Here is a 23714-nt window from a genome sequence, read left to right as displayed (position 1 = left end):
CGCCGGCGCCGCCGGAGGGGCCCCTCGCGGCGGCGCCCCTGCCGCCCCCGCCACCGTCGCCGCCGCCCGAGCCGGACCGCACGCGGCCGCCGTGGTCGCAGACGCCCTCCGCGCCCCTGCCGGACGGCGCCGTCGAGGAGCGGCGCGAGGGCGGCTGCCGGCACCTCCGGCTCGGCACCGCGCGGGGGACCGTGCACGTCTGGATCCCCGCGGGCTACGTGCGCCGGACGGCGGGTATCGTCCTCTACGTCCACGGCTACTACACGAACGTGGACCAGGCGCTGGTGGACCACGCGCTGATCGACCAGTTCCGGGCGAGCCGCCTGAACGCGGTCTTCGTCGCGCCGGAGGCGCCGGACTGGAACGGCGCGGCGGTGGTCTGGCCCGACCTGAGCGAGCTGCTCGAGACGGTCGCGGCCCGGGCGCGGCTCCGCCTGCCGGACGGTCCGGTGGTGGCGTCCGGCCACTCCGGCGCGATCCGGACCGTGCTCCCCTGGCTGCTCGCGCCGCGGCTCGACGAGATCGTGCTCCTCGACGGCCTGTACCGCGGCGAGGACGAGCTCGCCGCCTGGTTCGCCGCCGCGCCGCCGGGGCGGCGGCGGCTCGTCCTCGTCGGGCAGGAGACGGGGCCCCGCACCGAGGCCTGGCTCGCCTCGCTGCCTGGCGCCGACGCGGTGCGCCTGCCGCGGATCCCGACGCGCCTCGGCGCGCGCGAGCGGAGGGCCCCCCTGCTCTACCTGCGCTCGCAGCACGACCACATGCGGCTCGTGACGGACGGCCGGGTGCTGCCCCTCCTGCTCGGCGCGACGCCCGTCAGGCGGCTGGAGTAGGCGTCCACCGGAGCGCGTAGGTCGCGGCCCGGGTCGTGGGCTCGAAGCGCTCGAGCGACGAGGTGCCGGCGACGCCGGTCGCCGCCAGGACGGCCGAGAGCGAGCTCGCGAGCGAGGTCGGCCACATCGGCTCGGCCGCGCACGCCTCCGGGAGCGGGGCGATCCGGAGCCACGCCTCGCCGGCGTCGGCCTGCACGACCGTCCACTCGCCGCAGCCGCTGAAGATCAGGCCCCACGCCTTCGGGACGAGGCGCGCCCACGAGGCCGCGTCGCGCCCCACCGCCGCGATCACGATCCGCTTCATCGGCCCGAGCAGCGGCCCCTCGAGCTCCTCGAGCACCACGCCGCGCGCGAACGCGTCGTAGCGCTCCGGGCCCAGCGCGCCGTGGATCACGCGGACGAGCGCCACGTCGTGCCCGACCGGCAGCCAGTCCGAGCCGCTCGCCGCCTCGATCGCGGCGAGGACGGCGGACGGCACGAAGCGACGGACCGCGGCGGCCGCGGCGGTGTGCTCGGCCGCCGCGAGGGTCTGCTGCGCGTGACGTGCTCGCACGGAGGGATCGGGCATGCGCTCGGGCGAGTATGGCACGCGCCAGCGGTGGGGAGGCGCGGCAACTCGCGCCCGGCCGCGCTAGAACCGTGGTCGGATGGCGCGTCCCTTCGGCATCTACGTACATTTCCCCTACTGCACGCACCGGTGTCCGTACTGCGACTTCGCGGTCACCACCGGGCGGCCGCCCGCGCGCGGCGAGTACGCACGGGCGATCCGGGCCGAGCTGGCCCTGCGCGCGCCGGCGTTCGTTGGGTTCGAGGCACGGAGCGTCTACCTCGGGGGCGGCACGCCCTCGCTCTGGGATCCGGAGGACGTGGCGGAGGTGCTCGCGGCGCTCCGCGCCCGCTTCGCGCTGCCCGCCGGGGCCGAGGTGACGATCGAGGTGAACCCGGAGTCCTCCGGGCGCGAGCGGCTCTTCGCCTGGCGGGCGGCGGGGGTGAACCGCGTCTCCGTCGGCGTCCAGTCGTTCGACCCGGGCGTGCTCGCGAAGCTCGGGCGGCGGCACGGGCCGGAGCTCGCGGAGCGGGCGATCCGCGACGCGGCCGAGGTCGTCGGCAACGTGAGCGTGGACCTCATCTACGCGGCGCGGCGGTCCACCGTGGAGATCGCCCGCGCGGACGCGCGGCGCGCCGTCGCCGCGGGCGCGCGCCACGTCTCGGCCTACGCGCTCACCCTGGACCCGGACGTCCTCGCCGAGGAGGTCCCGCTCGCGCGGCTCCGGGCGCAGGGGCGGCTCCCGCTCCCCGACGAGGAGGACGCCGCCGCCCAGGCCCGCGCCGTCGAGGCGGCGCTGCGCGCCGCGGGGCTCCGCCGCTACGAGATCTCGAACTTCGCCCGCCCGGGCGCGGAGTCGGTCCACAACCGGCTCTACTGGGAGGGCGAGAGCTACCTTGGCCTCGGCGCGGGCGCGTACGGCTGCGTGCGCGGCGACGCCGGCGCGGTCCGGTACGGGAACGACCGCGACGCGGAGCGCTGGCGCGCGGCGGTGCTCGCCGGGACCCTCCCCACCGCCGAGGAGGATCGGATCGGCCCCGCGGCCGAGCGAAACGAGCGGCTCATGCTGGCGCTCCGGACCCGGCGCGGCGCGGCGCTCGAGGAGCTCTCCCCGGCCCAGTCGCGCGAGGCGGATGATCTGGTGAAGCACCGCCTCGCGGTCCGCCTCCGCGGGCGCCTGGTCCTCACCCGGCGCGGGATGGAGCTCCACAGCGCCGTGGCCGAGCGACTGTTCGAGTGAGGGCCGCGCCCGCGAGCGCGGGACCGCTGCACGGCCCCGCGCGGATGAGGGCTCGATCAGATCCCGGTCGATGCGCGGCCCGGTGATGCCGGAGACGGAGCGGCGCCGGGCGTGAGCCCGCGCAGCGGCGATGAAGCATTCCGCCCGAACACGGCCAGCGCCGATCCGTCGAGGCGCACACCCAGCTCCCTCCGGAGCCCGTCCGGCGCCCGGCCGCGGACCCGGATCCATCCCCGGTGGATGGCGTGGAGGTGGTGCGATGCGTTCTTCGCGAACCCGACGGCTTCTTCGTGGCCCGTCACCCCCGTTCCCGTGTCCCGTTGGCCCCGTGTTCCGGGCACGGGGGCCGGGCCACGGGACCTGGGCACGGGCGCACGGGTACGGGCACGGGCAGGGATGACGGGTTCGCGTGCGGGTTCGGGTGCGGGTCTACCCCGGCGCGCGCCGTTCCATCTCGGGAACAACGTCGTCTACACAATGCAAGCGCGCCTGTCCTCCCCGACCGTCACATGATCGATCCGCTGGTCAGGCGTCCGGCCCGAAAACGGCCAGCGCCCTCCCGTCGGAACGCACCCCAAGCTCCCACCGGAGCCCGTCCGGCGCCCGGCCGCGGACCCGGATCCATCCCCGGTGGATGGCGTGGAGGTGGTGCGCGGCGCAGAGGGCGATCCGGTTTCCCTCGGAGTCGTCGCCGCCGTGCGAGCGGAAGCACACATGGTGCACGTGCGCGGCGGGGCGGCTGCACCCGGGGACCTGGCACCGGCCCCGATCGCGCGCCAGGACCTTCCGCTGCCGCGCAGGGCGCGAGCGCTCCGTCACCTTCACTGCCTCCTTCCACGTCTCGATGAACTCGCCCGCGATGCGGAGGACGCACTCCTCCGGGGTGAGCCAGTGCCCGGCGGCGGTCCGGGCCGCGCGGAACGAGGCGTCGAGGAGGAGGGCGACTCTCCGCGGCACGTGGAGAATCATCCAGTCGCGCGCACACATCTGCGTGCCGGCGAACCTCGTCGGCTCGCCATGTGCGCCAGCCTCCGCCCCGGAGTCGTCGGTCCGCTCAGACGGCGCACACATCTGCGCCGCGGCCACCCCGGAGTCGTCGGTCGGCCCGGGAGGCGCACACATCTGCGCTGCGTCCACCCCGGAGTCGTCGGTCGCTTCGGAGGGCGGACAACTCTGCGCGGCCCGCGCCTTCAATTCTGCCTGGGCGGCGAGCTCGTCCTCGAGCTCACGCTGGAACTCGATGCAGGTCGAGCCCTCGGCGTGGGCGATCAGCGCCTGGACCGTATCTTCGTCCGTGCTCGATCCCGCCGCGCGGGCGACCAGTCGCGCCTGCTCGTAGCTGACCCGGCCCTCCCGGAGCGCCTGCCGGAGCGAGGGGAGCGCGTACAGCCGACGCTCCAAGGCCGCGCGCTGCGCGACGGTCCGCTCCGCCATTCCCAATCTTTCGGCGCAGTAGTGGCCAAAGGTGGCGAAGCCCATGTCCCGCCAGAGCCCCACGTTGAGGACCAGCATGGCGAGGTGGCCGACCAGCTCGTCCCAGCGCTCGCGCATCAACGCCAGGTGACGGAGCTGGTCGTCGAGCCGCTCCGCGGGTTCTTTGGCAGGCGCGCCGCCCGTGTCGTCCAAGGCCGCGTCGTCCAGGACCGCGCCGTCCGTCACGGCGCCGAGCACCGGGGCCACCACCGGCTCGACCGGGTCGAGCGCCGCCCAGCACGCCGTCTCCTCCTCGAGACCCTCCCGCGCCGCGTCGAACCACTCCGCCCGCGACGCCTCGGCGCTCCGCTCCTCCGCCTCCTCGTCCGCGTCCACCGGGTGCGCGCCGAGGTACTCCTGGCAGATCACTTCGAGCCGCTGCCACCGCGGCGAGGTCGCCTCGAGGAGCTTCCCCGCCAGCGCAAGCGCCTCGTCGAGCCGGGCCCGAGCCTCGGGTCCGAGAAGGACGTCCACGCGGTCGAAGCGCTCCTCCTCGAGCTCATCGCCGGCTGACGCATCAATCGCGCCGCTCGCGCCGTTCGCGCTTTCCCCGCCGTCCCGGCGCGCCGCCCGGACCGCCACCTCGAGCGCCCGAACCGTCGCGCTCCGCGCCCGCTCGACCCACTCCGCCTCCGCGTCGCCCCGCGCAACACGGAGGATGGTCGTCGCCTTGCGCGCGCTCACCTCGCCCGAGCGCACCGCCTCGCGGAGCCGCGGTCGCTCACGCAGCGCCCGCGCGAGCTGGGCCATCACCTGCGCGGTCCGGCCCGCGACCCCGAGCCGCTCGCGGGCGTAGTCGGCGATCCCCGAGTACCCGAGCCGCAGCGTCCGGTCGCCCTGCGCGAGGGCCAGGAGTCCCTCGCCGAGCGCGACGTCCAGCGCGCCTCGCCCTCGCGCCACCCGGGCGAGGAGCCCGTCGACGAGCAGCGCCGCCTCCTCGCGGAGCACGTGCGGCCGCTCGTGCGGCATCGGCGGATCGAGCTGCCACGCCGCGTTCGCGAGCGCCTCTGGGGGCGGTGCCGCGAAGGTGACGTTCGAGCTGGCGGCGACCTCGCACATTGTCCGGATGATTGCACCTGGGTCTGACATCCACCCACCGTAGATTCTCGCACCTGGTGCGGTGGATTGCCGCCCGCCAACGATGGAGCCAGGCGCCGGGCCCGAGTCTAGCGATCTCGGGAGGTGCTCCGTCTGAACGATGAGCGACGAGGGGCCACCGCCGCGCTCCAACCATCGCAAGCGCGACGCGGGAGGCTGACCCGAGCTGGTCTTACGACGACAGCAAGACGCCGAAGGAGCCGCACGCCCAGGCCTTCCTCGCTGTCGAGCATGTGAAGGTCCACCGCGGCGAGGTCATCGAGCGGGATAAGCGGATATTAGTGTCGCGCTACGACCCGACGCGGCTCACGCCGGCGCAGTGGCTGCTGCCCGTGCGCAGTCACTGGGGCGTCGAGAACATAGTCCGTCACACGGCGGCACCGCCTTCGCCGAGGACGACTGGCGGTGGATCGAGGCGGACCCGCACGGCATGCTGGCGGTGCTCATCCACGGGCGGATCGCTCGCTGCTCGCGCTCAATCGTGCGGTGATGCTGCGCTCGAACGGGCGTGCTACGCGCTGGAAGGCCCTCCTTCAGTCGGTGAGCGCCCCGACCACCTTCGCGCGGACCGCACCCGCGTCGTAGATGGACGCACCACCACGACGCGCCGCGAGGTGCTTGCGGTACGCCGTCGCTGCCCGCCTACGCTGCCCATGGGCCTCGCTGATCTCGCCCAGGCGATACCAGCAGTCTGCCACCAGTCCACGTGCCCAGCGAAGCCCTTCTCCGCACCGGCCCGCCGCGATCCGGGGAGCGCCGCGCTTGATCAGTCACCGGTACAACGAGACTGCCTCATCCACCTCTCCGAGCATCTGGTAGGTGCCGGCCAATCCCCAAAGTGCAAGCGGACAGTGCGGCTCCAGCGCAAGGGCCCGAGTCTCGTGCTTCAAGGCCTGCTTGTAGTTGCGCTGCTCGTAATAGGTCAGCGCCAGGCGCGTCCACAGCCAGTGGTCTCCAGGTGACGATGCCAGAGCCTTCCGGATTAGGCGGCGCGCACTGGCCCAGTCCTCGATGGCGAGTTGTTCTTCAATGCTGGAGCCGCTCGTTTTTCTGTGTCTCTCCATGGATGGCCAGGCTCATACCAGTCGCTTCGATCAGCGCCCCGACCGAGAGAAGTTTTCGCGGACTTCACGAGGTAGCTGGTGTTCTCGAGGATCTGCCTGGGCGCGGTCATGCTCGAGACGCAGGGCAACCAGCGGGGGTTCTTGTCTCACCACTCCGATCTCGAAAGATCGCTCCTACTCGTCGTCGCTCGGTCTCTCATCGCCCTCCCCGCAACTACTCTCGATCGCCTTTTCGCGATCGGGACGCCTTAGTTGCCAACGACAACAAGGTACACCCCCGCACTCACCAGCGCACTGCCGAGCACAGCAACAACGAGCCCCTCTGCCTTCAATACCGGCCGAACCGCCCTAGGATGGGCACGAGCGCAGACTGGAGGCGGCGGACGATCCCGCCGGAGAAACCTGAGCTGTTGTTCCGCTGTCTCAATGGGTCGACGGAACAGCTTCATTCCGTACCAGGACAACAGTGCGCCAAAAGCAGTCAAAACCACTCCCGACGTCGTCACGTCAGCATCCTGCCTAGGCACAATCGGCCTCCCTCTCGTTCGTCTTTATCGCTACGAACCACATGTGATTGGGGGTCGTGGTGCATCCGTTATCGAACGTCAGGGCACGGTGACAGGGCGTCTGCACGCCAACCGTATGCCCTGCCGCCAGCTGCAGCAGGCTCCCGAGGCCGAAACTTCCGGTTGCGCTCCCATTGTCGTCCAGGCTCATACCAGTCGCTTCGATCAGCTTCGCCGCGGTCCAGCCAGCGGAGACTCCCGCATCCGCATGAGCGGGTCGACTGCACTCATCGTAATCGAAGTGCGAACGGAACGCGTCGATCACCGTCGGTTGCGCGAACGCCGTCCCCGTCGCGTCCGTCGAGTCCTGCTTCTGGATCAGGTTGCCTGCCGAGTCGTAGGCAAACTTCACCAGCCCCGCGCCCGGGCTGGACAGCGACATCCGCCGCCCGAGCCAGTCGTACTCGACTCGCGCTACCATCCCCCCCATGCGCCGCCTCGTCCTCCTCGTCCTGTTCGGCCTCGCCATCGGCGTGGGCCTCGGCCTCGCGCTGAAGCTGCTCCCCGGGCGCGCCGCGCCGCTGCCGGATCCGCCGGCGGTCGTGATGCGCGTCCGGGAGGTCGCCCGGCTCGAGGCGCTCGACGTCGCGCTCTACAAGAAGGTCACCTTCGCGCCGGAGCCGACGCCGGCGGGTTCGCTCTGGGGCGACGTCGCGGGCTGGCTCCGGCACACGTTCGACGCTCCGCGCGGGAAGGCGATCGTGTTCGCCGACGCCCACCTCGCCCTGGATCTCGAGCGGCTCGACGCCTCGAGCGTCCGGGTGACCGGTCGCACCGTGACGCTCCCCCGGCCGCCCCTGCGGACGACGATCGTGCTCCGGCCGGGCGAGACGGAGATCATCGGCTCCAACCTCGACTCCGCCGGCACCGCCGGTCTCCTCGAGCTGGCGCGGCGGGCCTTCGAGCGCGAGGTCCAGTCCGACGCCGCGCTCCAGGCGCGGGCGCGTGCCTCGGGCGAGCGTGCGATCCGCGACCTCCTCTACGCGCTCGGGTTCGGCGAGGTGATCTTCGTGGAGGGCGACGCCCGGGTGGCGGGGTCCTAGCGCCGCGAAAAGAAACCCGGAGGACGCCCGCCTGGGGGGGGTGGCGGGCGTCCTCCGGTGATGCACGCCGCGAGCGTTGCGGCCGTCGTCAGTTGAACCGGCGCGCGCCGATGGTCGGGGGCATCTGACGCGCGCGCGGCGGAGGGGAGACGACGACCAGCACCTCGCAGGGAGCGGAGGGAAGGACCTCCGCGAGGACGCCGAGCGTCCAGCGGAGGAAACTCCCTACGAGGCGGCTCACGTGACGCACGCCCGGTAGCTTTGCACTGGTCGTGCCCATCCCCGCGGGCCGGCGACGCGCGGACTCGCCGTCGATCGCAAGCCTTTTTTGTTCGCGGGGATCCGGGTTCCTCGCGACCCGGGGGTCATCTCGCGAACACCACCGGCCGATCCTGAACCTCGTCCACCTCGCGCGCGAACCGCGCGAAGTCGAGATAGCGGTCGGGTGAGATGCGCCCGCGCGCCAGCTCCAGCCGCTCGGTGCGCACGATCGTCGCACCCTCGACCCGCTCCTCGCGCGCGAAGCGTCCGAACGGCGTCTCGACCTTCGCGGGCGGTCCCGCGCGCGGCACCAGCCCGGGCGGAGCGACGATCTCGATGCGCTGCGTCGCGCGATCGGGCTCGGGGATGAGGAGCGGCGTCCGCCGCCGCGCCACCTGGACGTAGCGCGCGCCGAGCCTCGCCGGGAAGATCGGCGCCTCGAGCACGCGCCCGCCGTCCGCCGCGCGCGCGAGCTCCGGCGCCCGCGCCTCGAACCGAATCTCGCCCGGCGCGTCGGGGTCGTCCTCCCCCGCGATCTCCACGCGCGTCACCGACACGCCGCGGAACATCCGCCCGAGGATCCCCTCCATGGCCTGGCGCCGCTCGGTGGCGTCCAGCGACTCGAGCGCGCTCTTGAGCGCCCCGGCCGCGGCGCCGGTGTAGCGGTCCGAGCCGACGATCGTCGCGCCGCCGTCCGCCCCGAGGACGATCCGGAGCGCCAGCGTCCGGTCCTCCGCCGCCGCGGCCCGCGCGGGCGTGCGATCGAGCTCGAGCGCGTCGCCCGGCTCCGGGATGATCAGCGCCTCGCAGCCGGTGGCCGTGTCGGGGATCGCGCCGAAGGGGTTCTGCCGCGTCGACGGGTCGAGCCAGAGGATCTCGCCCCCTGCCTTCACCCGCAGGAGCGGCGTGCTCCACAGCGCCATCCGCGGGAAGCGCCAGGGGGCGGGGTCGGCGCCGTACGGCCGCACGAACGCGAGACGCGCCGGGACCCCGAGCGCGGACAGGACCGCCTTCAGGACCAGCAGCCGGCTGCCGCGCCCGCGCGACAGCACCGCGCTCGCCTCCTCGGCGAGGTCGCCGTCGCCCTGTCCGAGCACGTCCCGCGTGACGCGCGCGTACGCCGCGCGCACCAGCGCCGCGGGGCTCGCGCCCGGGCCGGCGGCGATCCGGATCGCGTCGGCCAGCGCGCGGAGCTCCGCCGTCGGCCGGGTCCGACCGGCGAGGCCGTCGCCGAGCCCACGCTGGAGCGTCTCGAGCCCGCCGCCGATCCCCACCGAGAGGAACGGGAGCACCTCGTTGCCGCTCGGGGCCGCGGGCTCCGCGATGTAGGCGGGCACGTCACGCCGCTCGGCGCGGACCACGTCCGCGCCCGCCTCGCGGAGGAGGGGCGGCGCGGGCATGCCGTGCCCGTCGGCGGCCAGCCCCAGCCCGACCGGCGCGCGGACCGCGTACACCGACCGGAACAGCCGCGCGCCCGGGGTCTGGAAGTAGAACGGGCTCGCCGCGAGCCCGGCGAGGCCCCGCGGGGCCTGGACCGCGCGGATCCACTCGAAGTCGAGGTAGTCGCCGGGCTCGAGACCGGCGAGCGAGATCGTGCCCTTCGCCCCGCCTCCCCGCTCCGGCTCGAGCGCCCGCCCGTCCGGCTTCAGCGTCCGGAGCGCGATCACGCTCGCGCCGGACGGGACGGACACCTCGCCCCACTGCTCGACCGCGTGCTGGTCGTGGACCTGGATGACCTCGTGGGTCCGCTCGGTGGCGGTGCCGCCCGGGTGGAACTCCACCGCCGCCGCGTCGAGCACCATCGTGGCGGAGGCGCCGTTCTGTCGCGGCGCCGCCTCGTAGGCCCGGATCGCGGCGCCCGTGTCCTCGGCGAGGTCCTGCAGCACCTCGCCGCCATCCTCGAGGGCCAGCGCGCGCCGGAGGGCGAGGTTGCCGCCGTCGAGGGCGAGGGCCCGCGTTCGTGCCACGCGGGCCCCCGCGGCGTCGCCCGCGAGCTCCCGCACGTCCCCGAGCTTCTGCTGGACGCGCGCGCTGCGCGGCCAGATCGCGGCGAGCGCGGCGACCGCCTCCACCGCCCGCCCGGCCTCGCCCGCCGCCACCAGCGCATCGGCCCGGGCCAGGCCGGGCTCGATCGCCCACGGCCGAGCGGCGACGAGGGGATCGAGCGCGGCCCGCTCGCCGGCGGGATCGCCCCGCTTGCGCAGGTGCGCGGCGAGCCGCTCCCGGCCGCCTCGGCAGCGCGCCGCGGCCCGGGCGGCCTCATCCTCGTGCCCGATGTCGTCGCGCCGCGCGGCGAGCTCGAGGGCGAGCGACGCGCCGTCGCAGCTCCCGGCGCGGAGCGCCTCGAACGCGAGGGACTCGGCCTGCTCGGAGAGGCCGCGGTCCTGCGCGGCCCGGGCTCTCGCCGCGAGGGCCGCGGGCCGGTCGGCCGCTGGACCGAGCGCGGCGAGGACCTCGTCCGCGTCGTCGCGCCGCTCGGCGGCCCGGAGCTGGGCGGCGAGGAGGAGGCGGGCCTCGGCGTTCCCGGGGTCCGCCCGGAGCGCCTCGCGCAGCTCCGCCTCGGCGCGGCCGCGCGCGACGCGATCGTCGAGGGTCGGATCGTCGGCGAGGGCCTCCGCGGCGGCGATCCGCACGAGGGTCGCGGCGGGCCGCGCGGCCCGTGCCGCCGCGACGAGCGCCTTGGCCGTCTCGCGGTCGGCGAGCAGGACGTCACGCACCGCGAGGACCCGGGCGAGCACCGGCCCGAGGGCGGGCTCGAGGGCGGCGGCGAGGGACGAGCCCGCGAGGGCCGCCGGGCCGAGCTCCGGCGCGCCGGCGCGCGAGGGCGCGCGGCCCACCGGGGCCGGCGCGAAGCGGGCGTCGGAGGCCGCGCCGTCGGCGCGGGAGAGCGCGACGTGGAGCGCGCCTTGAGGCGTGCCGCGCGTCGCGACGACGACGAGGCGGTGCACCCCGGGCCCGAGCGTCACCGCGCGCTGCGCCAGGGTGGATGGGAACCCCTCGAACCCCTTCCGCTCGAGCGCGACCGCGCCGTCGATCCGGACGCGCACGGAGAGCTGTGTCCCGACGTTCAGGAGGTAGCGTCCGCCGCGCGCGAGCGTGACCTCGGTCGCCAGGGCGAGCAGGTCCGCGTCGGCGGGCTCGCCCTCCAGCGTGACGATCCCGTCCGGCGTCGGCAGCGTCCGCGTGGCGTAGGGTGGCAGGCCCGCGGCCGCGGGGACCGACTCCGGGACGAGCCCCTCCTCGGGCGGGACGGTCCGGCCGAAGTCGAGGGCGTGGTAGAGCGCGTACGGTCCGGACACGGTCCAGGCGGTGACGGCGCCGTTCTCGGCCCGGACGCGGGCGGCGGCCGCGTGATCGCCGGCCGCCTCGGCCGCCGCGGTGCGGACGACCCGCGCCCGGTAGGCGGCGACGCCCCGGAGCCGGCCGCTCGCGAGGAGCGGCGCCACCGCGGCGTCCGCCTGCGCCGCGAGCCCCGGCGATAGGTCCGCGAGCTCGGCGAGGCGCCGCAGCGCCACGAGCGCCACCGGATCGTCCGGCGACCGCGAGACCGCGGCGGCCAGCTCGCGCGCCTCCGCGGGGCCGTCGAGGGAGCGGCGAGCGAGCAGCGCGGCGGCGAGGTGCGCCGGCGCGTCGGCGTCGGCCGGGAGCTGGCGCGTCGCGGCCTCCGCCGCCGGGACGTCGCCCCGCTCCAGCGCCTGGAGCGCGACCTGCGCCTGGCGGCCCGGCCTCCCGGCCCGGCCCACCCCGGCGCAGCCGGCGGCCGAGGTCGCCGCGAGGACGACGGCGAGGAGCGCGGCGCGGCGGCCGAGGGGAGCGAGCGCGATCATCGGACGGCCTCCTTCGCCGGGTCGGGAACGATCCGGACGCGCCTCGAGAGGGCGCGATCCATTTGCGAGAGGAGCTCGCGGAACGCGGGGTAGTCGGCCGGGGCGACCAGGCCGCCGGCGAGCGTCACCTGCCCCTCCGCGACGATCGCGCCGCCGTCCAGGCGGTACGCGAGCGCGAGGGAGCCCAACGCCCCGCTCACCTGCGTCGGCTCCGGCAGCTCGGCGACCCTCCACCCGGGCGGGAGCGCCACGCGATAGGCGAACACGTCGCGGGACGGGCTCCCGAGGTCGAGCGGGTACCGGCGCGCGGAGAGCTCCGCCCACGTCACGGTGTACCCCCGCATGGCGTCGAACGGGTCGAAGCGCAGCCCCGCGCCGTCCGGCTGCGCGTAGCGCGGCACGTCGAGGGCGAACCGGACCGCGAGCGGGTCCTCGATCCGCGTCGGATCCGAGACCGACAGGGAGGCGACCCGCACCCCCGGGAACGCCCGGTTGAAGGTGGCCTCGAGCCGGGACGACCGCTCGTCCTCGGCGAGGTAGGCCCGGCGGTAGGCGGGCGCCTCGACGCCGGAGACGCGCCAGCCGCCGCTCACGGCCGCGCCGCCGTCCGCCCGGAGCGCGACCTCGTAGCGGCGCTCGATCCGGTTCGCGTCCGGGGTCGCCTCGGGGATCCGGCCGAAGCGCGGCGGCCCGGAGGGGTTCACCACGAGCACCGTCGCGCCGCGATCCTCTTCGGGCAGGTCGCCCGACCCGGAGTACGAGGCGGTGCCGTCGAGCCAGAGGTCGAGGTCGGGGACGTAGAGGATCGCGTGGTTGAAGACCGCGAGCGACGCCGGCGCCTCCGGGAGCCGGCCGAGGCCCCGCATCCGGAGGAGGACGAGGCGCGAGTCGATGCCCATCGCCTCGAGGAGCGCGTGCGCGAGGCTCGCCTTGTCCTTGCAGTCCCCGAAGCGCCTCGCGAGGATCTGGTCCACCCGGTACGGCTTGTACCCGTGGATGCCGAACTCGAGCCCCACGTACCGGGTCTGCGAGACCACGAACCCGTAGGCGGCGCGGACGAGGGCGCGCTCCGTCTCCCGGCCCCACCCGCCCGGCGGCGGCGTCACCGCGCCCGGCGAGGCGACCGCCCCGGGCGCGCGCGGGGCCCCCTGCGCGGCCGGCGCGCGGGCCTCGAGCACGCCGCGGGCGATCCGCGCGGCCTCCGCCCGCACCTCGGCGGTCGGCCGGAGCTGGTCGCGGACGAGCCCCCAGTAGAACCGGGCGACCTGATCCCAGCTCGCGTAGGTGGACACGTGGACGAAGCGGGCGATCTCGCTCCAGCCCGGCATGCGCGGCTCGGGCACGATCGCCGGGACGTCGCGCGCGGTGAAGCGGTGCTCGGTGAGCCCGCCCGGCAACGTCCGGGTGGAGTGGACGACCCCCGGCTGCGCGTTGGCGTGGAGGGTGCGCCCCTCCGGCACCAGCAGGACGTACTCGAACGCGGCCTTGCGGGTGGTGCCGTCCACGAACGCGAGGTCGCCGAAGTAGTCGGAGAGGAGGTTCTCGCTCGCGGTGTCGTCCTCGCGCCAGGCCACCTCGAGGACGTCGCCCGGGGCGAGCGCCGGGAACGACAGGGTCTTCGCGAGGGTGTCGTAGTAGAGCCGGTACCACGGCTCGCTCGCGCTCCGCTCGATCTCGTCGTGGGTCTCGACCGTGGTCCCGTCCGGCTTCAGGATCCGCGCCCGCTCGACCTTCACCTCCTCGCGCTCGGGCGCCCACGACAGCGTGTGGCGCCGGAAGACGTCGGCGCCGCGCGCGTTCAGCACCTTCACCACGAGCTGGTGGTAGCGCGAGGTCATGCCGGACGGCAGGACCCGGACGACCTCCAGCTCCGAGAGGACCAGCGCGTCGTCGTCGGCGGCGGGGGCGGGCGCGCGCGCCGCGAGGGCGCGGGCGTCGGCGAGGTAGGGGCGCTCGAACCGCTCGCGCGCCGGCTCGAGGCTCCGGGCGAGCTCCTTGAGCTGCGAGCTCTGCGGCCGGAGCTCGAGGGCGCGCTGCACGTCGCCCTGGGCGTCCTTCGCCTGCCCGCGCGCGAGCCGGGCGCGCCCGCGCCGCTCGTGCGCGTCGGCCTCCTCGGGCGAGAGCGCGATGGCCTGCGCGTAGGCCGCCTCGGCCTCCTCGGCGCGGTCGTTCGCGGCGAGGAGATCGCCGAGCCGGAGGCGCACGAAGAGATCGGACGGATCGAGCCGGAGCGCCTCGAGGAGCAGGTCGCGGGCGCCCGTCGGATCGCCGCGATCGGCGAGGAGCGTCGCGAGGGTGCCCCGGGACTCGGCGTCGTCCGCGCGGAGCGCGAGGAGCGCCCGGTACCGCGCGACGGCGTCGTCGAGCCGGTTCAGCCGGCGCGCGGCACGCGCTGCCGCGCGCACCGCCGCGGGGACCGTCGGGAAGGCGCGAGCGTTCTCCTCCGCGAGGAGCGCAGCGCGGGCCTCCAGCCCGGCGCGCTCGAGCGCCTCGGCGTACCCGACGCGCGCCTCCGCCCATCCCGGCGCGGCGCGGATCGCCCGCTCGAGGAGCCGCGCCGCGGCCTGGGGACGATCCTCGTCCAGCTCCTCCCGCGCCGCCGCGCGGAGGGCGCGCGGATCGCCGGGCGCGGCGGCGAGGGCCGCGTCCACCAGGAGCCGCCTCCGGGCGTGGTCCTCCTCGAGCCGCGCCGCCGCGCGCGCCGCCCCCCCCCCCCCGGGCGCGAGGGCGGCCGCCCGCCGGGCCTCGGCCGCCGCGCGCCGCTCCTCCCCGTCCGCGGTCTGGCGCGCCGCGAGCACGCGGGCGAGGGCGAGCCGCGCCTCCGCCTCCGCGCGCCCCCTCCCCCGGAGCGCCTCCGCGCGCCGCGAGAGCCGGGACACCGCGTCGTCGATCGCCCGCGGCGCCGCCCCCGGCTTCACCGGGCGCGCCGACGGCTCCGCCGCCGCGAAGGCGCGTCCCTCCCCGCGCCCGTCGGCGAGCCGCAGCCAGAAGCCCATCCGGCCGTCCTGGTGGCAGAGCTTCACCAGGATCCGGTTCGCGCCCCGGCGGAGCGTCACCGCCGCGCCGCGCTGATCGGGGCGGGCGGGGTGATACCCCGGATCCGAGATCGCGAGCGCGCCGTTCACCCACACCTTCGCTGCGCCGCTCCCGCCGAACCAGAGCTCCACCCGCTCGTCGCGGGGGACGTCGAGCACGGCCAGCGCGTAGGCGACCGCCTCGCGCGCCGGCCGGAGCGTCGCGCCGAGGTGGACGAACCCCTCGGTCACCGCGTCCTGCGGGAGCGCCCGCCAGGCGACCTCGCGGACCTTGCCCGGGTACCGCGCGGCGAGGTCGAGGCCCGTCTCCGGCGGGAGCACGGCGTCGAAGCCCTTCTTCCCCTCGTCGTCGAACGGCCCGACGACGGTGTAGCGCGTGACGAAGCCGAGCCGGCGGAGGTCGGCCTCGGCCTGGCGGAGGCTCCCGCGCGCCCGCTCCACCTCGAACAGCCGGTAGCGCGCCGCGGCGCGCACCTCGGGATCGGCGCCGGCGGCGTCGGCGGTGCGGGCGTAGAGGCCCGCCACGCCGGTGAGCTCCGGCAGGTCCGGCTCGAGCGCCTCGAGGACGGCAATCGCCGCGAGCCCGGCCGGCCCCCCGCGATCGCGGTCGAGGGCGGCGGACGCGACGCCGAACCGCTCCGCCACCGGATCGCGCCCGGCGGGGGCAGGGAGGGGGGAGCCGCCGGCCCAGCCAACGGACGGGAGGACGGCGAGCGCGAGCGCGAGGGGAGCGGCGAGGCGGGCGGGCATGGAGTCCGACGAGTGTAACCGCGAACCGCTCCCGCCGCGTCCCCGCTCATGATCAGTCCGCCCGGGCCAGCGCCACCACCTCCACCGAGCGCGCGCCCGCCCGGCGGAGCGCCCGGGCGGCGGCCTCGGCGGTCGCGCCGGTGGTCACGACGTCGTCCACGAGGACCACGTCGAGCCCCGCGATCGCGCGCCGTGCGGCGAACGCGCCGGCGACGTTCCGGAGCCGCTCCTCGCGAGACCGGCCGACCTGCGGCGGCGTCTCGCGCGTCCGGACCAGGGCTCCCCGGAGCCGGCGCCGCCGCGCACCTGCCGCCCGCGCCAGCCCGTCCGCGAGGAGCGCGGCCTGGTCGTAGCCGCGGGCGATCCGGCGACCGCGCCCGAGCGGGATGGAGATCACCACCGCCCCAGGCGGCAGCGGCGCGCGCGCGGCGAGCCAGGCGCCGAGCGGCCGCGCCTGGGCGGCCCGCCCGCCGTACTTGAGGCCGTGCACCGCGTCCGCAAGCGGTCCGCCGAAGAGCCCACCGGCCCGGATCCGGTCGTAGGAGGGCGGCGCGGCGAGGCAGGCGCCGCAGACCGGATCCGGCCCCGGGAGGCCGCAGCGCGCGCAGCCCGGAGGCACCGGCTCGAGCGCGCCCGCGCAGGTCTCGCAGAACAGCCCCGAGGCGATCGGCTCGGAGCAGGCGGCGCAGCGCGGAGGGTAGACGAGGTCGAGGAGGGCGCGGGCGGTGGACCGGAGGAGGCGCATGCCCCGGTGCTTCTGCACGGGGCGGGCCGCACCGCTCCGGCGTCCCGTGTTCCGTCACCGTGTTCCGTCACCGGCCGTTCCGTGACCCGTGAACCGCGTCCCCTGTCCCGTGGCCCCTTCCCGTCCTCCGCGGGCGCCCCCGTACGTCCGACCTGGCGATCGGTGCGACGGGCCACGGGCCACGGGATGCGGGACACGGGCACGGGGCCCGGTCACGGTGACGGGCACGGTGACGGGTGACGGGTGCGGGTTCGTTCGGGACGGCGACCGTCCCGAACCCGCCGCCCTCACCGCGCGATGAGCCCCAGCCCCTTCATCTCCTTCGGCTGCGGGAGGCCCATCACCTGGAGCGCGGTGGGCGCCACGTCGGCGAGGATCCCCTTCGGGCGGAGCTTCGCGCCGCGCAGGTCCGGGTCGGCGAGGATGAACGGCACCGGGTTGAGGGTGTGCGCCGTGTGCGGCTGCCCCGTCACGGGATCCGTCATCATCTCGCAGTTGCCGTGATCGGCGGTGACGAGCATCGCCATCCCGGCCTGCTGCGCCGCCTTCCAGAGCCGGCCCACGCACTCGTCCACGACCTTCACCGCCTTCACGGCGGCGTCGAGGATCCCGGTGTGCCCCACCATGTCGGGGTTCGCGTAGTTCACCAGGATGAAGCCGTGCTGCCGGGTCCCGATCGCCTGCACGAGCTTGTCGGTCACCTCGCGCGCGCTCATCTCCGGCTTGTGGTCGTACGTCTTCACGTCGCGCGGGGACGGCACCAGGATCCGGTCCTCCCCGGGGAAGACCAGCTCGCGGCCGCCGTTGAAGAAGAACGTCACGTGCGCGTACTTCTCGGTCTCGGCGGTGCGGAGCTGCTTCAGACCCGCCTGGGAGACGAGCTCCGGGAAGATCTCGGTGAGATCCTGCGGCCCGAACGCGACCGGGAACGTGAACTTCTCGTCGTACTGCGACATGCAGACGTACGCCGAGAGGCGCGGCGCCGCCCCGCGATCGAAGTCCTTGAACTCGAGATCCGTGAAGGCGTGGGTGATCTCCCGCGCGCGATCCGCGCGGAAGTTGAAGAACAGGATCGCGTCCCCGTCGCGGACGGTCGCGACCGGCTTCCCGTCGCCGCCCACCACGACGGTCGGCTTCACGAACTCGTCGCCCTCGCCCTTCGCGTACGACTGCTCCAGCGCCTGCACCCCGCTCTGCGCCTTGAAGCCCTCGCCCCGCACCAGCGCCGCCCAGGCCTGCGCCACGCGATCCCAGCGCTTGTCACGGTCCATCGCGTAGTAGCGGCCGCACACCGTCGCGACCTTGCCGTGGCCGAGCTCGCGGAGCCGCCGCTCGAGCTGGGCCATGTAGTCCACGCCGCTCCTCGGCGGCGTGTCGCGCCCGTCCATGAACGCGTGCACGTAGGTCCGCGCGACCCCCTCGCGCCGCGCCAGCTCGACCAGCGCGTAGAGGTGCTCGAGGTGGCTGTGCACGCCGCCGTCCGAGACGAGCCCCATGAGGTGGAGCGCGCCGCCCGCCGCCTTCGCCTTCCGGCAGGCGAGGAGGAGCGCCTCGTTCTCGTAGAAGGAGCCGTCCTCGATCGCGCGGTTGATGCGGACGAGGTCCTGGTAGACGATCCGGCCCGCGCCGAGGTTCGTGTGCCCCACCTCGGAGTTGCCCATCTGCCCCTCGGGGAGGCCGACCGAGAGGCCGCTCGTCTCGAGGGAGGTCCACGGGTACTCGCGCTGGAGCGCGTCCACGTTCGGGCTGCCGGCGATGGCGATCGCGTTCGCGTCGCGCTCGGCGCGCAGTCCCCAGCCGTCGAGGATCACGAGGAGGACGGGCTTCGTCTTGGCCACGGGCATTGCCTCCGGAGGTCGGGAAGTCGGGGGCGTGATGTTAGGGAAACGGCCGCGTCACCACAAGCAGCGAAGCGTGCGGCCGGGAGCGGGGCGGGCTGCGCCGCGCACGGCCGCTCGCGGCCTCCCCGAGGCGGGGCTCAACGGCCCGTGCGGGCCACCACCGCGCCGCGCTCGTCCACGACCTCCACGGCGCGGATCCCCTCGCGCGGGACGGAGAGCGCGAGGCACGGGCGGGTGAGCGCCTGCGTCACGAGCGCGCCCTTCGCGGGGGCGCGCAGCGCGACCTGGACGCGCGCCACGCCGTCCTGCACCGCCGCCTCCTTGCGGAGGAGCTCCACCGCATGGCCGCCGGTGGGTCGCTCGCCCATCGAGATCAGGACGACCGCGTCCTTCGCGAAGTCCACCGGCGCGGCCTCGTCGCCCCCGCCGAGCGCGGGCGACGCGTACGCGGCCCGCCAGCCCTCGACGGTCGTGACGAGGGACACCGCCGGGCCGGTCGCCGCCCCGCACTGGCTCCCGGCGCGGACCACCGCGACCGGCACCCGCCGCGCGCCGCACCCGTCGCGCTCCGCGCCCGCGCCGGTGACGAGCGCGGCGAAGGCCACGCCGGAGAGCACCCGCGCCGCGCGACCCCGGCGCGCGCTCATCGCCCGCCCCGTGCCGCGGACTTCGCCGCAGGTGCGAGCGGGATCCCGCGCCCGGCCTGCAGCACCGAGCCGCCGAGGCTCCGGCCGAACCCGGCCACGAAGTCGAGCCCGGTGACGTCGTTCCCCTTCACCACCACCTGCGTGGGCACCCCGAGCGTGGGCCAGGCGCCGCAGGCCTCGCCGGCGTCGCAGATCATGTTGTCGTTGTCGAGGTCCGTCCCGGCGGCGAGGTAGTAGCTCCCGTCGGCCACGCCGGGGAAGGTGAAGGGGTACTGGCCGGTCGTGCTCGTCAGCACCTTCTGCGCCACCCCCTTCATGTCCTTGTCGAGGAGCAGCACGTAGAGCGCGCCGAGGTCGCTGGTCTTGGACGCGCCCTTCTGGAGGGTGACCGGCACGTCCACTTTCGACGAGAACGACTGGGCTCCGGTGGTGGAATCCGGGACGCTCGTGAACGCGAAGGTGATCTTGGCGGCGTACACGCCGTCGGCGAGGCTCGGGTCGGCCGCGACGGCGTACGTCCCGAGGCCGTTCCCGGTGGTGGGGCCGGAGACCGTGAGCCATGGGGTGGTGTTGTTGGGATAGCTGACGGTGACCCCGGTCACCGTCAGCGTCCCGGCGGTCCCGACCTGCGTCGCGTCGAGCGTCGCGCTCGTCTGCCCGGGCGCGAGGTCGAGGCGGCTCGGGCTCACCTGGAGGATGGGCGGCACCGGCTTGCCGCACTGTTGCAGCTCGGCCTGGACCGCCTTCACCGCGTCGATGAGGCCGAAGCCGAAGAGGTCGTCGCGCCTCGGGTCGCCGAGATCGTCGGTGAGCTGACCCTCGCTCAGCAGGAAGTCGAGCTGCGCCGGGGTGAGCGAGGAGCAGACGGACTTCATGAGCGCCACCACCCCGGCGACGTGGGGCGAGGCCATCGAGGTGCCCTGGAGGAAGGCGTAGATGGGCTTGCGGGTGCCGGTCGAGTCGTCGGCGAGGGTCGAGGCGATGCCGCCGTTCGTGCCCGCCGCCATGTTTCCGCCCGGCGCGGCGACGTCGATGGTCGCGCCGTAGTTCGAGTAGGGCGCCTTCGCCTTCTGGCCGTCCACCGCGGAGACGGAGATCACCCCGGGGTAGGCCGCGGGGTAGGTCGGCGTGCTCGAGTCCTCGTTCCCGGCGGCGGCGACCACGATCACCCCCTGGTCGCGGACGCTGGCGTAGACCGCCTGCTCGGTGGCGGAGGAGCAGCCGGTGCAGCCGAAGGAGAGGTTGATCACGTCGGCGCGCTGGGCCGGCACCGTCCCGGAGTCGTTGGGGAGCCCCGCCGCGAACCGGACCGCCTGGAGGATGTCGTACGAGGTGCCGCCCCCCACGCCGAGCGCCCGCACCGGCATGATCCTCGCGCCGAAGGCGACGCCGGCGACACCGACCCCGTTGCCGGTGGCCGCCGCCACCGTCCCGGCGACGTGCGTGCCGTGGAAGGTGCTCTGCCCCGGAGTGGTGCTGTCCCCCGGGTCGTCGGGGTTCGGGTCGATGCCGTCGCCGTCGTTCGCCGAGGTGGGGTCGCTCACGAAGTCGTAGCCCGTGACGAGCTGGACCTTGAGATCCGGGTGCTCGAGGAACACCCCGGTGTCCACCACCGCCACCACGACTTTGTCGGTGCCGGAGGACGGCGCGCCGGTGGCGAGGTCCCACGCCTGCGGCAGGTTGATGAGCGGATAGCCCCACTGAAAGTGATAGTCCGGATCGTTCGGGACCATGCTCGGGTGGAAGACGTAGTTCGGGTCGGCGCTCTCCACCTCGGCGCGGGCGCGGAGGGCGGCGATGGCGTGGAGCGTGTCGAGCTTCTCCGCCTGGATGGGGTCGAGCGCGGCGGCGAGCGCGCCGGCCGGGGCGACGCCGAGCGTCGCGAGGGCCTGGGCGCGCTCCGCCGCGTTGCCGAGGCCGAGGAGGGCGGGTCGCCCGGGCGCGCCGGCGAGGGCCTTCAGCCCGAGGGCCCGGGCGCGCTCGGGGATCCGGGCCGCGGCGGTCCCGGAGGCGGCTTCCCTGAACTTCACCAAGAGCTCACCCGGGACGAACTCGCGGTCGATGCTGAGCTCGGCGGAGGGGACAGCCGCGACCGCCGGCCCGGCGCCGATCACGAGGGTGTAGGCCGAACCGCCCCCGAGGGAAGCGACCTCGACGAAATAGGTGTCCGGGGTCGTGACGTCGAGCTGCAAGGTCGCGGTGCCCGGCGCCGCGCTGCTGGAGCACGGGGACGGCGGCTGGCTCGTGCTCGCGCTCCACACGCAGAGGTCGAGCTCGACCCCGGCCGGATCGGCGACGGCGAGGGTGATCCGCTGCCCCGCCGCGAGCGCGACCTGGTACACGTCCTTTGCATCGGGGGCCGTCCCGGTGCTGGTGACGAACCCGCCCACCGTCACTGCGCTCGGCAGGGGCTGGAAATGGGCGGGGTCGTCGTTCGAGTGGTGCGGCGCGTTCGGATCGGCGACGTCCCAGTCCACCAGGTTCGCCGCCGCCGCGGTGATCGTGCCGGAGAGCTGGTGCGTGGTCGCCTGCGGCTTCGAGCCGCCGCCGCAGGCGGCGAGGACGGCGAGGCCGGTGGCGACGAGAGCGAGACGGCGGTGCAGCATCGGGACCTCGCGGAGGACGGACGCGCCGGCTGCGGCGCAATGCCGCAGGGAAGCTTACCCTAGGTCGCTACCGTCTCATGCGGCCCGGGTCGGAGCAACACCCACCTCGCCGCAGATCCCCGGCGCGTCGCGGGCGGGGCCGCGGCCCCCGGCTTGGTTCACTTGTGGTAAGGCTCGCCGCGCAGGATCGTCATGGCCCGGTAGAGCTGCTCGACCAGGACCAGGCGCGCGAGCCGGTGCGCCAGGGTGAAGCGCGACACCGCGAGCTTCTCGTCGGCCCTGGCGAGGAGCGCGGGGGAGAGCCCATCCGATCCGCCGATGACGAGGGCCACGTCCTGGCCCCGCTCGAGCCAGCGCTGCACCCGTCCGGCGAACGCGGCGCTGGTGAGCTCCTCGCCGTGCTCGTCGAGCGCGACGAGCCGCTCCCGCGCGCCGAGCTTCGCGAGAAGCGTCGCGGCCTCCTCCTCCTTCGCCTGGGGCGTCCCCGCGTGCTTGCGCGCCTCGGAGACCTCCACCAACTCGAACTTGAGGTAGCGCCCGAGCCGCTTCGCGTACTCCTCCACCGCCGGCGCGTAGAGCCCGGAGCGGTCCCTCCCCACCGCGAGGACGCGCAGCTTCACGGCGCGACCGGGGCGAGGGGACGGGGGTTCACGAGGAGGCGGGACATGGCCCGAGTGTAGCGGGTCCGGCCCTCATGGCGCACCCGCTTGCGTCGATCGTCACAAGCCACACATGCCGTCGCCGAGCGGGGGCACACGACGATCGATCAGCGCAGGCGTGCTTGGAAGGGCTGAGAGCTTGTCGAAGAATTCGACGAGCTCTCAGGCCGACCCGCGTGAGCGGGGCGGCGGGTGGGGTGAAGCGCCCGAATTCACTTCGGGCGCGAGGGGCGGGCGACGGCCCGCCCCTCCCAGATGCTCAAGGCCCGTCGATTGTTCGACGGGCCTTGAGCCGCCCCACCGCCGCTCCGCGAGGTGATTCGAGCTATTCCCGGTGCTCGCGAGCGTGCCACACGCGAGCGATCACGACGTCGTCCTCGTCGACGCGGTAGCGGATGACGTATCCCGCCCCGCCGAAGCGAACGACGATCTGCCGCTCGGCCTCGTCATCGTCCGCCGCGCGACCGATACGGGGATTCGCGGAGAGAGCGTCTGCGACCGACACGATGCGGGTCCAGAATTGGTGCACCGCGGGCGGGTGACGCTTGCGCAAGAACGCCGACAAGCGCACCGCGTCGCGCCGGGCCTCTGGGCTCCACCGGACGCGCACTCAGCGCGTCCTCGGCGTCCGGGCCGCGCGACCGCGTCGGCGAGGCACCTCCGGATCGACACGCACGGGCGGCTCGGGGAGCTCCTTGTCCGTCCCGAGCGAGAGGAGCCACGCCATCATGTCCTCGTTGTCGATGTACTCGCCGGTGGCGTCGTACTGCGCCAGGCGTTCGCGCACGATCTCGCGCTCCCGCGCCTCTTCCTCCTCCCTCTCGACGTAGAGACGGATCGCCTCGACCATCAGCCAGTGCGGCGCACGGCGCTTGGCCTGGCCGAGCGCGCGCAGCCGGTCGCGCAGGTCCTGGTCGAGCTTCACGGCCACGGGTGCCTTCTCCGCCAATCGGAACCTCCGGGCGAGAAGATAGTATCACTGGGTATTACCGGCAACCCGATCGCCGGCCTCACCCGCAGCATCGAGCGCCTGCTGAAAAGACAAGGCCGCGTAGCATGAACGAACCTGCAATCCGTACGTCTTGCGGGTGGCTGTCGCCATTCACCGGCACCGGCCGGGCGCCTCGAGGCCGGCGTCGGCGGCGCGGCGCGGCTCGGCGACGGCGGCGGGGATCCCGGGGGCGACCGCTCCCGGGCCGGAGAGGCGCGCCTCGCGCCACCCGCCCTCCGCCTCCCGGTACCGGACCACCCGGAGCGCGCCGTCCTCGCCGTAGTACAGCTCCGCCTCGAAGGGGACCCCGTTCACCGCGCCCCGCCGCGCGTAGCGCACCACCCGCCCCTCCGGATCCCGCTGCACCTCGCGCCACGCCTCTCCCTCGCAGCCCGGGAACGTCGCGACCTCCCGCCGGAGCGCGCCCGCGGCGCGGAGCTGCCGGTGGCGCGCGACCGGGTCGGCCCCGGCTGCGACCGGCGCGGCGAGAA

At 75.0% G+C, this 23714-nt stretch carries 16 protein-coding genes and 2 pseudogenes; 3 read left to right on the top strand and 15 right to left on the bottom strand.

Annotated features, from left to right (window positions below; translation table 11 throughout):
* Positions 1-830 (top strand): annotated as a pseudogene (locus tag MNZ27_RS18385) (hypothetical protein); the annotation flags it as partial.
* Here MNZ27_RS18385 and MNZ27_RS18380 read toward each other — a convergent pair.
* The gene (locus tag MNZ27_RS18380; protein WP_242395551.1) at positions 814-1398 is read right to left on the bottom strand and encodes a hypothetical protein; all 585 of its coding nucleotides are present in this window, start codon (positions 1396-1398) and stop codon (positions 814-816) included. The pseudogene MNZ27_RS18385 and the gene MNZ27_RS18380 overlap by 17 nt on opposite strands.
* 79 nt (positions 1399-1477) lie before the next feature.
* Between MNZ27_RS18380 and hemW the strand changes: the two genes are divergently transcribed.
* Positions 1478-2617 carry a radical SAM family heme chaperone HemW gene (gene hemW, locus MNZ27_RS18375; RefSeq protein ID WP_242395550.1) on the top strand — a complete coding sequence of 380 codons (1140 nt, stop codon included), beginning with the start codon at positions 1478-1480 and terminating at the stop codon, positions 2615-2617.
* A 525-nt stretch (positions 2618-3142) separates the two neighbouring features.
* On the opposite strand, the gene MNZ27_RS18370 is transcribed toward hemW, so the two are convergent.
* The 4 genes from MNZ27_RS18370 to MNZ27_RS18350 all read right to left on the bottom strand — a co-directional run bounded on the left by MNZ27_RS18370 (position 3143) and on the right by MNZ27_RS18350 (position 7200).
* Complete coding sequence (locus tag MNZ27_RS18370) at positions 3143-5149, bottom strand: HNH endonuclease (protein WP_242395549.1); 2007 nt, start codon at positions 5147-5149, stop codon at positions 3143-3145.
* Between the two features lie 572 nt (positions 5150-5721).
* Positions 5722-5886, bottom strand: coding sequence for a hypothetical protein (locus MNZ27_RS18360; protein WP_242395552.1), 165 nt, complete (start codon positions 5884-5886; stop codon positions 5722-5724).
* A gap of 72 nt (positions 5887-5958) precedes the next feature.
* Complete coding sequence (locus MNZ27_RS18355; RefSeq protein ID WP_242395548.1) at positions 5959-6252, bottom strand: tetratricopeptide repeat protein; 294 nt, start codon at positions 6250-6252, stop codon at positions 5959-5961.
* A gap of 519 nt (positions 6253-6771) precedes the next feature.
* Positions 6772-7200, bottom strand: a complete 429-nt coding sequence (locus MNZ27_RS18350; RefSeq protein WP_242395547.1) for a hypothetical protein — start codon at positions 7198-7200, stop codon at positions 6772-6774.
* A gap of 46 nt (positions 7201-7246) precedes the next feature.
* Here MNZ27_RS18350 and MNZ27_RS18345 point away from each other — a divergent pair, with 46 nt between their 5' ends.
* Entirely contained in the window at positions 7247-7861 is a 615-nt protein-coding gene (locus MNZ27_RS18345) for a DUF4230 domain-containing protein (RefSeq protein WP_242395546.1), read from the top strand.
* Positions 7862-8226: 365 nt separating this feature from the next.
* On the opposite strand, the gene MNZ27_RS18340 is transcribed toward MNZ27_RS18345, so the two are convergent.
* From MNZ27_RS18340 to MNZ27_RS18295, 10 genes and pseudogenes are all read right to left on the bottom strand, one after another.
* On the bottom strand, positions 8227-11949 hold the full coding sequence (locus MNZ27_RS18340; RefSeq protein WP_242395545.1) for a DUF3857 domain-containing protein: 3723 nt from the start codon (positions 11947-11949) through the stop codon (positions 8227-8229).
* A complete protein-coding gene (locus tag MNZ27_RS18335) occupies positions 11946-15734 on the bottom strand; it encodes a DUF3857 domain-containing protein (RefSeq protein ID WP_242395544.1) in 3789 nt (1262 codons plus the stop codon). Before MNZ27_RS18335 ends, MNZ27_RS18340 begins: the two co-directional genes overlap by 4 nt.
* A gap of 52 nt (positions 15735-15786) precedes the next feature.
* Complete coding sequence (locus tag MNZ27_RS18330) at positions 15787-16479, bottom strand: ComF family protein (protein WP_242395543.1); 693 nt, start codon at positions 16477-16479, stop codon at positions 15787-15789.
* A gap of 287 nt (positions 16480-16766) precedes the next feature.
* Positions 16767-18317 (bottom strand): 2,3-bisphosphoglycerate-independent phosphoglycerate mutase, encoded by a 1551-nt coding sequence (gpmI, locus tag MNZ27_RS18325; protein WP_308197987.1) that lies wholly within the window; start codon positions 18315-18317, stop codon positions 16767-16769.
* 140 nt (positions 18318-18457) lie between these two features.
* Positions 18458-18967: a protease complex subunit PrcB family protein gene (locus MNZ27_RS18320; RefSeq protein ID WP_242395541.1), complete on the bottom strand. Its 510-nt coding sequence runs from the start codon at positions 18965-18967 to the stop codon at positions 18458-18460.
* Positions 18964-21573 carry a S8 family peptidase gene (locus MNZ27_RS18315; protein WP_242395540.1) on the bottom strand — a complete coding sequence of 870 codons (2610 nt, stop codon included), beginning with the start codon at positions 21571-21573 and terminating at the stop codon, positions 18964-18966. Before MNZ27_RS18315 ends, MNZ27_RS18320 begins: the two co-directional genes overlap by 4 nt.
* 158 nt (positions 21574-21731) lie before the next feature.
* Positions 21732-22193, bottom strand: coding sequence for a 23S rRNA (pseudouridine(1915)-N(3))-methyltransferase RlmH (gene rlmH, locus MNZ27_RS18310; RefSeq protein WP_242395539.1), 462 nt, complete (start codon positions 22191-22193; stop codon positions 21732-21734).
* Positions 22194-22557: 364 nt separating this feature from the next.
* Entirely contained in the window at positions 22558-22842 is a 285-nt protein-coding gene (locus MNZ27_RS18305; RefSeq protein ID WP_242395538.1) for a type II toxin-antitoxin system RelE/ParE family toxin, read from the bottom strand.
* Positions 22843-23163 carry a CopG family ribbon-helix-helix protein gene (locus tag MNZ27_RS18300; RefSeq protein WP_242395537.1) on the bottom strand — a complete coding sequence of 107 codons (321 nt, stop codon included), beginning with the start codon at positions 23161-23163 and terminating at the stop codon, positions 22843-22845.
* Positions 23164-23334: 171 nt separating this feature from the next.
* Positions 23335-23714, bottom strand: a pseudogene (locus tag MNZ27_RS18295) (anti-sigma factor family protein); the annotation flags it as partial.

The sequence above is a fragment of the Anaeromyxobacter oryzisoli genome (genome assembly GCF_022690765.1).
Taxonomy (GTDB): Bacteria; Myxococcota; Myxococcia; order Myxococcales; family Anaeromyxobacteraceae; genus Anaeromyxobacter; species Anaeromyxobacter oryzisoli.
Note: the sequence above shows the minus strand (reverse complement) of the source record. Positions and strands in the feature narration are given on the sequence as shown.